This window comes from Sinosporangium album (genome assembly GCF_900100605.1).
Lineage (GTDB): Bacteria > Actinomycetota > Actinomycetes > Streptosporangiales > Streptosporangiaceae > Sinosporangium > Sinosporangium album.
Genome location: NZ_FNCN01000025.1, coordinates 70880 through 80715, shown reverse-complemented (window position 1 = coordinate 80715; position 9836 = coordinate 70880). Strand labels below are relative to the sequence as shown.

The 9836-nt window shown below is 68.9% G+C and carries 9 protein-coding genes and 1 pseudogene; 3 read left to right on the top strand and 7 right to left on the bottom strand.

Going from position 1 to position 9836, the window contains the following annotated elements; genetic code table 11:
- The 3 genes and pseudogenes from BLQ73_RS22870 to BLQ73_RS22860 all read right to left on the bottom strand — a co-directional run.
- Positions 1-299: pseudogene (locus BLQ73_RS22870) on the bottom strand (IS982 family transposase); the annotation flags it as partial.
- A 49-nt stretch (positions 300-348) separates the two neighbouring features.
- Positions 349-1134 carry a HAMP domain-containing protein gene (locus BLQ73_RS22865; RefSeq protein WP_093173177.1) on the bottom strand — a complete coding sequence of 262 codons (786 nt, stop codon included), beginning with the start codon at positions 1132-1134 and terminating at the stop codon, positions 349-351.
- A complete protein-coding gene (locus BLQ73_RS22860; RefSeq protein ID WP_093173175.1) occupies positions 1124-1798 on the bottom strand; it encodes a response regulator transcription factor in 675 nt (224 codons plus the stop codon). Before BLQ73_RS22860 ends, BLQ73_RS22865 begins: the two co-directional genes overlap by 11 nt.
- A 316-nt stretch (positions 1799-2114) precedes the next feature.
- Between BLQ73_RS22860 and BLQ73_RS32665 the strand changes: the two genes are divergently transcribed.
- Together BLQ73_RS32665 and BLQ73_RS22850 are read left to right on the top strand one after the other, a co-directional pair.
- The gene (locus BLQ73_RS32665) at positions 2115-3302 is read left to right on the top strand and encodes a LolA family protein (RefSeq protein ID WP_093173173.1); all 1188 of its coding nucleotides are present in this window, start codon (positions 2115-2117) and stop codon (positions 3300-3302) included.
- 251 nt (positions 3303-3553) lie between these two features.
- Entirely contained in the window at positions 3554-4021 is a 468-nt protein-coding gene (locus BLQ73_RS22850; RefSeq protein WP_093173171.1) for a hypothetical protein, read from the top strand.
- On the opposite strand, the gene BLQ73_RS22845 is transcribed toward BLQ73_RS22850, so the two are convergent.
- The 4 genes from BLQ73_RS22845 to aceA all read right to left on the bottom strand — a co-directional run bounded on the left by BLQ73_RS22845 (position 4015) and on the right by aceA (position 8019).
- Positions 4015-4836 (bottom strand): ABC transporter ATP-binding protein, encoded by an 822-nt coding sequence (locus BLQ73_RS22845; protein WP_093173169.1) that lies wholly within the window; start codon positions 4834-4836, stop codon positions 4015-4017. The two genes, BLQ73_RS22850 and BLQ73_RS22845, sit on opposite strands and share 7 nt — an antisense overlap.
- 1 nt (position 4837) lies before the next feature.
- Positions 4838-5626 carry an ABC transporter permease gene (locus BLQ73_RS22840; RefSeq protein WP_245691302.1) on the bottom strand — a complete coding sequence of 263 codons (789 nt, stop codon included), beginning with the start codon at positions 5624-5626 and terminating at the stop codon, positions 4838-4840.
- Complete coding sequence (locus BLQ73_RS22835; RefSeq protein ID WP_245691301.1) at positions 5619-6431, bottom strand: ABC transporter permease; 813 nt, start codon at positions 6429-6431, stop codon at positions 5619-5621. Before BLQ73_RS22835 ends, BLQ73_RS22840 begins: the two co-directional genes overlap by 8 nt.
- Positions 6432-6729: 298 nt before the next feature.
- The gene (gene aceA / locus BLQ73_RS22830; RefSeq protein WP_420820032.1) at positions 6730-8019 is read right to left on the bottom strand and encodes an isocitrate lyase; all 1290 of its coding nucleotides are present in this window, start codon (positions 8017-8019) and stop codon (positions 6730-6732) included.
- 269 nt (positions 8020-8288) lie between these two features.
- Here aceA and BLQ73_RS22825 point away from each other — a divergent pair, with 269 nt between their 5' ends.
- Positions 8289-9758 (top strand): helix-turn-helix transcriptional regulator, encoded by a 1470-nt coding sequence (locus tag BLQ73_RS22825; RefSeq protein WP_420820031.1) that lies wholly within the window; start codon positions 8289-8291, stop codon positions 9756-9758.
- Positions 9759-9836: the final 78 nt, after the last annotated feature.

Here is a 9836-nt window from a genome sequence, read left to right as displayed (position 1 = left end):
AAGTCGGTGTCGGCGGCGAGCATCCGGATGACGCGTTTGATCAGCGGGAGCGCCGATCGGAGTCTCTTGTTGTAGCCGGGCCGCTGCGGTAGGTAGGGGAACATGCCGGTCAGATGCCTGGTGACGAAGCGCAGCCATCGTGCCTCGGAGCGGTGGCCGAGCAGTGCCTGGGCCACCGCGAGGCATACGAGCTCGGGATCGCTGAGCAGTGGCGGGCGGCCGGTGCATCGCGCTCCTCCGATCTCGTCGTCGATCTTCACGTAGAGTGCGGTCAAGAGGGTGTTCAGGTCTGTCGTCACAAACGGATCATGGACACCCTCGCTGCGTTCACGGGGCTGAACTTAGGAACTACTCGTCTAGGGCCCGCTGGCGCAGTTCGGCGGCTTCGAGCCGGGAGAGCATGTCGTTGAGGGTGGTGGCGAGGCTGTGGACTTCGTCGCGCGACTCGGGGACGGGCAGTCTGCGTGAGCGGGCCGTGCCGGTGATGTCGGCGGCTCCCCGGCGCAGCTCCATGATCGGGCGCAGGGTCCTGCCGGTGATGAGGTGGGTGGTCCAGGCGAACATGACGAGCAGGAGCGGGATGCCGAGGTGCATGACCTTGCCGGTCGTGGTGATGCTCCGTTCGACTTCGGCGGACGACTTGGCGGCGATCACGGTGCGGCCCCGGTCGGCGCTGAGGACCACGACGCGCAGCGGCGCGGCGATGCCGTACGGCCTGCCGTCGATGGACAGCGGCTTGGCGAGGCGGAGGGCCCGTTCGCGTTCGGCGGGGCTCAGCAGCGGCACGAGCCGGTCGGTGCCGGCCGTGGCGTGGATGATGCGCTGGTCGGCTTCGATGACCTGCACCATGGTGCCCTCGGGGGAGACGATCGGGTTGGTGAGGCGGCCGGTGTCGGCGTCGGCGACGACGGTGCGGGCGCGCTGGTGGGCGTCGTCGTCGATGGTTTGGAGCAGTTCGCCGGCGAGGAGCCTGACCATGACGAACGCCGAGGTGGTGAGGGCGAGGGCGAAGACGGCGGTCGCGGCCGCGGTGAGGCGGAACCGCAGGTCTCGGCGCCGCCACCACTGTCCGGCGCGGGGCACGCCGAGGTGCGGCCGGCCGGGGGCGGGCTTGGCGGGGCGCTCAGCCGCCATCGCCGGCCAGCCGGTATCCCGCTCCGCGCACGGTCTGCAGCGAGTTCCTGCCGAAGGGGGCGTCGATTTTGCGGCGGAGGTAGCCGACGTAGACCTCCACCACGTTGGGGTCGGTGTCGTAGGTGTCCCAGACGTGTTCGAGGATCTCGCTCTTGGGCACCACGTCGTCGAGCCGGCGCAGGAGGAATTCGAGGAGGGCGAACTCGCGGGGGGTCAGGTCGATCGAGGTCTCGGCCCGCAGGACGCGGCGTCTGGCGGGGTCGAGTGTCAGGTCGCCGGCGCGGAGTACGGCGGGGCGGCTGCCGCCTCCGCGCCGCAGTAGGGCGCGGAGCCGCGCGACGAGCACGACGTAGGAGAAGGGCTTGGTGAGGTAGTCGTCGGCTCCGAGATCCAGCCCGTCGGCCATGTCGTATTCGCCGTCCTTGGCGGACAACATCAGGATCGGCACCCAGTTGTTCTCGGCGCGCAGTGTTTTGCATACGTTGTAGCCCGACAGCCTCGGCAGCATGATGTCCAGCACGATCAGGTCGTAGTCGCCCTGCCGGGCGAGCTGGAGGCCGGTCACCCCGTCGTGGGCCAGATCGACCGCGAATCCCTCGGCCTGCAGCCCGCGCCGGAGGGCGGCGGCCAGGCGCGGCTCGTCGTCGACCACAAGCACCCGCACGGTGATCCTCCCCGGAGTAGAACGGTCCACCTCCATCCTGGCCGCGCGTCGCCGCGGACGCGCTGAGAAGTCTGAGAGCGGCCTCAGCCCGTCTCAGGCCCCGCTCAGGAGCCGTTCGTGCAGGAGCGCCCGTGCAGGAGCGCCCGTGCAGGCTACGGGAGGGTGGCGGTGGTTCTCCGTACGGCGGAGCCTACCGATCCCGCCCGACGAGATCAGGAAATCCCTGCACCAGCGAATAACGTAAAGGGGTGATATGTCTTTTCAGTAACCCGCAGGGGGGCCGGAGTCTCCCGCCGGCCTCCGGCCGCGACGCCGCATGAGGTGGATCGTGCCCCTGGCGGCGGTGGCCGTGGTGGCCGCCGCGGCAGGAGCGGGGCCGGTCATCGCGACGGTGCGCGGCGCGCCGGCGCTCCCCGAACGCACCGCCGAACAGGTGATCGCCGACATGTTCCGGCGGACGGCCGAGCACGCCAGGCTGCCCCTGTCGGGCACGATCGTCAAGACGGCCTCGCTCGGCATACCGGGGCTGCCGCAGTCGGCCGATGGCCGGCACGGCGGCCAGACCACCTCCCCCGCCGAGCTGCTGGCGGGAGCGCACCAGTTCAAGATCTGGTACGGCGGTGCGGACCGGATACGGATCGCCCGGTCGGAGCCCATGTCCGAGGCGAACCTCATCGCCAAGGGCCGTGAGGGATGGCTGTGGGAGAGCTCGGCGGACACCGCCACCCGGGTCACGCTGCCCGGCGCGGGCGCCCCGAGCCCGGCCACCACCGCCTCCCCCCTGGCCACCGCCGCGTCCTCCCTGGCCACCACCGGGTCCTCCCTGGCCGCCGCCGCGGTGACGCCCGTGCAGGCCGCCCGCCACGTGCTGGAGCTCATCGGCGGCGACACCCACGTGACCGTGGACGACGGCGAGGTCGTCGCCGGGCGCGCCGCCTACCGGCTCGTCCTCGTGCCCAAGTCCCCCGATTCCCTGGTCGAAGAGGTACGGCTGGCGCTGGACGGCGAGAACTTCATCCCGCTCCGCCTCCAGGTGGTGGCCAAGGGGTCGGCCGAGCCCGCGATCGAGTTCGGTTTCAGCGAGATCACCTTCTCCCCGCCCGCCGAGGAGAACTTCACGTTCACGCCGCCTCCCGGCGTCACGGTGAAGGAGATGGAGCTCAGCGCCGACACGCTGAAGGAGCTGGGCGCCGAGCGTGTTCCCGGCAAGGCCCCCGAGGGGCGCGCCACTCACATCGGGACGGGGTGGACCACCGTCGCCTCCCTGCCCTTCAATGACCGCGACCTCCTCGCCGCCCTCTGGCCCGCAGGCGCGGACAGCGAAAGCGAGCCCCGGCGGCTCGTCGCGTCCGTGCTGAACTCCGGCACCAAGGTCAGCGGCCCGTGGGGGAGCGGCCGGCTCATCTCGACGAAGCTGCTCACCGTGCTGATCACCGACGATGGCCGTCTGCTCGTCGGGGCCGTCACGCCCAAGGCCCTGACCGAGGCGGCGGGCCGCCTGTGAACATGGGCACGGACCTCGCCGAGGCCCGGGGAGCGCCCGCGCGGGCGCTCCCGTCCACCCCGGATGGGTCGGCCCGAACGACGCGGGGAAGACCACCACCGGCCGCGACATCACAGCCTGAATAGCGGTAGATAGCACCTGATTCGGCGGTTCTATGAGAGTTTTTGAAGGTCGCTGTTTTTGAGGAGCTTTGTCGCTAGGGTCGGTCGGGATTCGCCGAGGGGCGACCGCCCTATGTTGAGGTGGGAACGATGCGACACTTCGTGGGACTTCTCATCGGTCTGGTGGTGACCGCGGCCACGCTCGTCGGCGGAGGGTGGGCGATGGCCGAAGTGGTCGCGGCGGGGAGCGGCACCGGACCGTCCGCCCGGCTCGCGACCGGCCTCGGCGTGATGGCGGCGGTCGGACTCCTCCTCGGTGTCGTCGTCGCGAGCCGCATCTCACCCGTGGCCTCGTTCGTGCCCTCCATGGTGCTGCTCTCGTGGACCGTGGTCTACGCCCTGGACGCCACCCGGGCGGTCTCCTTCGTCCCCACCGAAGCCTCCGTGCACCAGGTGCTCGTGACCGCGGGCCAGGCCGACCTCGCGATGCTCAGAAGCGGGGTGTTCGCCCTACTGGGGGTGCTGCTCTTCATGCCGGTCCTGATCCCCTCCCGCTGGTCCCCCTCGCGCCGCGACGGCGACGAGGACGAGGGGTCCGCCGAGGGCGCGTACTACTGAGCTACTGAGCTGCCGAGCTGTTGGGCCGGTTCGGCGGCGGCCGTGCCGCCGCCGGTGTAGAGGCGGGCGACCACGTCCTCGATCGAGCTCTCGTCCGGCGCCGTCGCACGCAGATCCTCCACCGTGCCGTCGAAGGACAGCCGCCCCTGGTCGATCACCATCACCCGGTTGCACAGCCGCTCCACATCGCCCAGGTCGTGCGTGGTGAGGAGCACGGTCGTCCCGCGTTCGGCGTTCAGCTCCGACAGGAAGGCACGCAGCGCGGCCTTGCTGACCACGTCGAGTCCGATCGTCGGCTCGTCCAGCACCAGCACCGGCGGGGCGTGCAGCAGCGCGGCGGCGATGTCGCCCCGCATGCGCTGCCCCAGGCTGAGTTGCCTCACCGGCGTGTGCAGGAAGGAGGTGAGCTCCAGCAGTTCGGTCAGCTCGTCGAGCCGCTGCCGGAACGTGTTGCGATCTACTTTGTAAAGGTGCCGGACCAGTTCAAAGCTATCGCGGAGCGGCAGATCCCACCACAGCGTCGTACGCTGCCCGAACACCACACCGATACGCCGCGCCAGCACGGTGCGCCGCCGCGACGGATCCAGCCCGGCCACCCGCAGCCGGCCCTCAGTCGGCGTCAGAATGCCGGTCATCATCTTGATCGTCGTCGACTTGCCCGCGCCGTTCGGCCCGAGATATCCGACGAACTCGCCGGGGGCCACCGAGAAACTGAGGTCGCGCACCGCGTGCACCACCGCCTTCTCCCGGCGCAGCAGCCGGCCGGTCCGCCGCCGCACCGTGAACGAGCGGCCGACACCCTCTAATTCGATCACGTCAACTCCCCGTCGAACGGTAGCGGCGGATCCCCACCCGCCAGAGCGCCGCTGCGGCGAGCGCTATCGCCAGCGCGGCGACGGGCGAGGCGAACCTCAGCCAATGCGGCAGACCCAACGGATCCTCCCTGTCCAGCACGAACAGCGCCGGCTGCCAGTTGACGAACGCCAGCGGCATGATGAACGTCACCCCGCGCACCAGCTCGGCGCCGTAGACGGTCATCGGATACTGGGTGAGCTGGCTTCCGCCGTACGTGAACGCGTTGGCGATCTCCGGCGCCTCCGTCAGCAGGAACTGGATGGCCCCGCCGAACGCGAACACCGACGTGAAGATGACCAGCCCGCACACGATCATCACCGGCACCATCCACACCCGGCTCCACGCGAGGTCGAGCTGGGGGAGCGCGATCGCCAGCACCACCCCCGCCTGCAGCACCCGGCCGAAACGCGTCACCGTGAACCTGTCCACGGCCATCTGCACGAACGGGCTCACCGGCCTGATGAGCATGGTGTCGAACGTGCCGGTCCTGACCTGCGCGCCGAGGCGGTCGACGTTGCCGAACAGCATGTCGGCCAGGCCGAACGACACGCCGGCCGTGCCGTACAGGAACATCACCTCGTGGGCGGTGAACCCGCCGAGGCGCTCGGTGTGGCCGAAGATCACCCAGATGGCGGCGACGTCGAGGGTGTAGAGCGCCATGGCCACGGCAAGGCCGATCAGCGCCGACGCCGGATACTGGAACGAAGCCCTGAGCCACGTCCAGGCCAGCAGGACATAGGCCCTAGCCACCCTGGATCACCACCTTGCGCCGCGCCCCCGCCGTCGCGAACGCTCCCAGCCCCAGCAGCACCGCGGCCCACGCCCCTTGGAAGGCCAGGGCGCCCCACACCTCCCGCGTGCCCAGGTAGACATCGGCCGGAACCTGCACCATCGCCGCCCACGGCGCCGCGTTCGCGAACGCGCCCAGCCAGCCCGGGAAGAGGTTCAGCGGCAGGACCATGCCGCTGAAGAAACCCGTCAAGATCACCGACAGTGCGTTGACGCCCCGGTCGTCGTTGATCCAGCAGGTCGACAGCGCCACCAGGTAGCGCCAGCCGAAGCTGACCAGCACGCCCATCACGAAGCTCACACCGAACGCCGACCAGTGCCACGGCGAATCGGGGACGGTGATTCCGAAAAGAGCCGCCCCGACGAGCGTCGGCGGCACACTGCGCACCAGGAACAGGTAGGCCGCCCGGCCCATGTCGTCGGCCATAGTCCAGAGCTGCAGAGACGCCGGGCGCATGAGATCGATCGCCACGTCCCCGCTGCGCACCCGCTGCGCCAGCTGCAGCGTGCCGCCGAACACCTGCATCGGCCCGATGAACGCCTGGGTCAGAAAGCAGAACGTCACCGCGTCGGCGACGTCGTAACCGCCGAGGCCCGGCCGCGCCTCCCACAGCGCGATCAGAACGTAAGCCCTCAAAACCCCGAAAATGGTGTTGGTGAACGCCCCCGCCAGAGCGGCGGCCCGATATGTCGAATGCCGCCGGAACCCGTAGCCGGCGATGCGCAGATAAAGCTGGAAAACGACTCCCCGGCGGTGAGCGGGCACGCCAAAGGCACCCGTGGAGATCAGAGGACGACCCCTAGCCTATATCGCCCCCACCCCACCCCGGCAACGCATTAACCGGCCGATCCGCAGTGTCCTCGCCACAGTGGCCGCGAGAGGGCGCCGGTGTTCGGACGTGAGGGCGCGCCCTCACCGCGACATGGACACGGCCCGCGCTCCAGGGGACTGCCTTCCCTGGAACGCGGGCCGCTTCACCTGATCTGCCGGGACTTGCCGGGGGGAACCGCCCCATGCCCGTGGGATCTGTCCGTGCAAGTCCCGGAGTTCAGCGCAGTTCGGGTTAGTGAGCCTCGAACTGCTCCTCCTCGGTGGAGCCCGAAAGGGCCGTCGTGGAGGAGTCCGGTGCGATGGCGGTGCTGACCAGGTCGAAGTACCCGGTGCCCACCTCGCGCTGGTGGCGGGTGGCGGTGTAGCCGCGCGCCTCGGCAGCGAATTCACGCTCTTGGAGGTCGACGTAGGCCGTCATGCCCTCGTCGGCGTATCCGCGTGCGAGATCGAACATGGAGTAGTTCAGCGAGTGGAATCCCGCGAGAGTGATGAACTGGAATTTGTATCCCATGTGGCCGAGTTCGCGCTGGAACTTGGCGATCGTGGAGTCGTCGAGGTGCTTCTTCCAGTTGAACGATGGTGAGCAGTTGTAGGCGAGCATCTGGTCGGGGTAGCGCTTCTTGATCGCATCGGCGAATTCGCGGGCCACGTCCAGGTCGGGCGTGGAGGTCTCCATCCACAGCAGGTCGGAGTAGGGCGCGTAGGCGAGGCCGCGGGCGATGCAGGCGTCGACGCCGTTGCGCACGCGGTAGAAGCCCTCGGCGCTGCGGTCGCCGGTGGTGAACGCCTGATCGCGGGGGTCGACGTCGCTGGTGAGCAGCGTTGCCGCCTGCGCGTCCGTGCGCGCGATGATCAGGCTCGGCACACCGCTCACGTCGGCCGCGAGGCGGGCCGCGTTGAGGGTCTTGATGTGCTGCCCGGTGGGGATGAGCACCTTGCCGCCGAGGTGGCCGCATTTCTTCTCGGAGGCGAGCTGGTCCTCCCAGTGGACGCCTGCGGCGCCCGCGGCGATCATGCCCTTCATCAGTTCGAAGGCGTTCAGCACGCCGCCGAAGCCGGCCTCGGCGTCGGCGACGATGGGCGCGAGCCAGTGCGGCGCCTTCTTCACGCCTTCGGACCACGTGATCTGGTCGGCCCTCAGGAGGGCGTTGTTGATCCTGCGCACAACCGCAGGCACGGAGTTGGCCGGGTAGAGGCTCTGGTCGGGGTAGGTCTGCGCGCCGAGGTTGGCGTCGGCGGCCACCTGCCAGCCGGACAGGTAGATCGCCTTCAAACCCGCCTTGACCTGCTGGACGGCCTGGTTGCCGGTGAGGGCTCCGAGCGCGTTCACATAGTCCTCGGTGTGCAGCAGGTCCCACAGCCTCTCGGCGCCGAGCCGGGCGAGCGTGTGCTCCTCCTGGACCGTGCCGCGCAGCTTCACGACGTCTTCAGCCGTGTAGGTACGTTCCACGTTCTGCCAGCGAGGATCGGTCTCCCACTCGTGCCGCAGGTCATCTGCGGCTCCCTTGAGGCGGTCGTTCATGTTCACTCCTTCGCGTCCCCTGGGTGCCTTGCTTCGAGTCTGTGCTTGACCTGAAGGCACGTACAAGCGGAGACTTGAGGGAAGAACTCCAGATTTTTCCTTAGTGTCAAGGCTCATGGGTATTTAGCTAAGAATAAATGTTAAGTTTTCCATATGGACTAGACCAATCGTGTCCGTCTCGCCCGCCGGAGGTGTCTCGCGGCCTTGACAGCGGTCAAGATCTTCTGGAGAACTGATAAGATTGCCGGATATTTCACCTAAGGTGGGCTATGACGTCATTGCTGGGCGAAGAACCGCTGTCTTTGACTCAGGAACTGGATCTGATCGCGTTCGGCCAGCGCCTGCGTCACCTGCGCAAGCAGCGAGGATTCACCCTCGCCGACCTCGGTGAGAGAGTGGGACGCGCTCCCAGCCAGCTCTCCCTGCTGGAGAACGGCAAGCGCGAACCCAAGCTCTCCCTGCTCAAAGCCCTCGCGACCGCGCTCGGTGTGCCCGTCGAGGAGCTGCTCCGGCGCCAGCCGCCCAACCGGCGGGCCCAACTGGAGATCGCGCTTGAGGAGGCCCAGCGCGACCCCGTCTACGAGGCGCTCGGCCTCCCCAAGCTCAAGGTCTCCGCCCGCGTGCCGAACGACGTGCTCGAACACCTGCTCGCGTTGTACGGCGAGCTGCGGGCACGCCAGGCCAAGGGTACGGCGACGCCCGAGGAGGCCAGGGCCGCCAACGCCGAACTGCGCCGAAGACAGCGCGAGCTCGGCAACTACTTCGCCGACATCGAGAAGGCCGCCGCGGAGGCGCTCTCCCAGGTCGGCTACCGTACCGGCGCGCTCTCCCAGAGCACAGTTCAGGCACTGGTCACGCACTTCGGCTTCACCGTGCTCACGGTGCAGGACCTGCCGCGCTCGGTCCGATCCATCACCGACCTCCGCAACCGGCGCATCTACGTCAAGCACGAGCAGCTCGGCATGCACACGCCGCGGACGATCCTGCTTCAGACGCTCGGTCATTTCGCGCTCGGCCACCACAAGCCCCGCGACTTCGCGGACTTCCTCCGGCAGCGCACCGAGGCCAACTACTTCGCCGCGGCGGTGCTCGTGCCGGAGGCCACGGCGGTGCCGTACCTCCAGGAGGCGAAGCAGGACCGCGCGCTGTCGGTGGAGGACCTGCGGGACGTCTTCGCCGTGTCCTACGAGATGGCCGCCCACAGGTTCACCAACCTCGCCACCCACCACCTCGATCTCGTCTGCCACTTCGTGCGCAACGACGCCGGCGGGATCATCTACAAGGCGTACGAGAACGACGGCATCATCTTCCCCGCCGACGAGCAGGGCGCCATCGAAGGCCAGCGGATGTGCCTGCGCTGGTCGGGGAGGCAGGTGTTCCAGTCGCCGGACCGGTTCTCGGTCTACTACCAGTACTCCGACTCGCCGACCGGCACCTACTTCTGCGTGGCCCACGTGGACCCGTCCCGGGAGCGGGACTTCGCGATCACGCTGGGTGTGCCGTACCGCGAGTCGCGGTGGTTCCGCGGCCGGGAGACCACCCACCGCACGAAATCCGCCTGCCCCACGGGCGACTGCTGCCGCCGCCCGCCGGTGGAGCTCGCCCAGCGCTGGGAGGGTTTCGCCTGGCCGTCGGCCCGCGCCAACTCCCACGTGCTCGCGGCTCTGCCGCCGGGGTCCTTCCCCGGCGTCGACGAGGCCGACGTTTACGCCTTCCTGGAACGGCACGCCTCCCGCTGATCGGGAGCCTCCGGCGGGACCCTCGGATAAGTGATCAATCTTTGCCACCGCATAAGGTGATGTGGGTGGAGTCAGCGG

Bases quoted from the DNA above. Each gene is read 5' to 3' on its own strand.
- BLQ73_RS22865 (WP_093173177.1), bottom strand. From the start codon at position 1,134: ATGGCGGCTGAGCGCCCCGCCAAGCCCGCCCCCGGCCGGCCGCACCTC.
- BLQ73_RS32665 (WP_093173173.1), top strand. From the start codon at position 2,115: ATGAGGTGGATCGTGCCCCTGGCGGCGGTGGCCGTGGTGGCCGCCGCG.
- BLQ73_RS22850 (WP_093173171.1), top strand. From the start codon at position 3,554: ATGCGACACTTCGTGGGACTTCTCATCGGTCTGGTGGTGACCGCGGCC.
- aceA (WP_420820032.1), bottom strand. From the start codon at position 8,019: ATGAACGACCGCCTCAAGGGAGCCGCAGATGACCTGCGGCACGAGTGG.
- BLQ73_RS22825 (WP_420820031.1), top strand. From the start codon at position 8,289: ATGACGTCATTGCTGGGCGAAGAACCGCTGTCTTTGACTCAGGAACTG.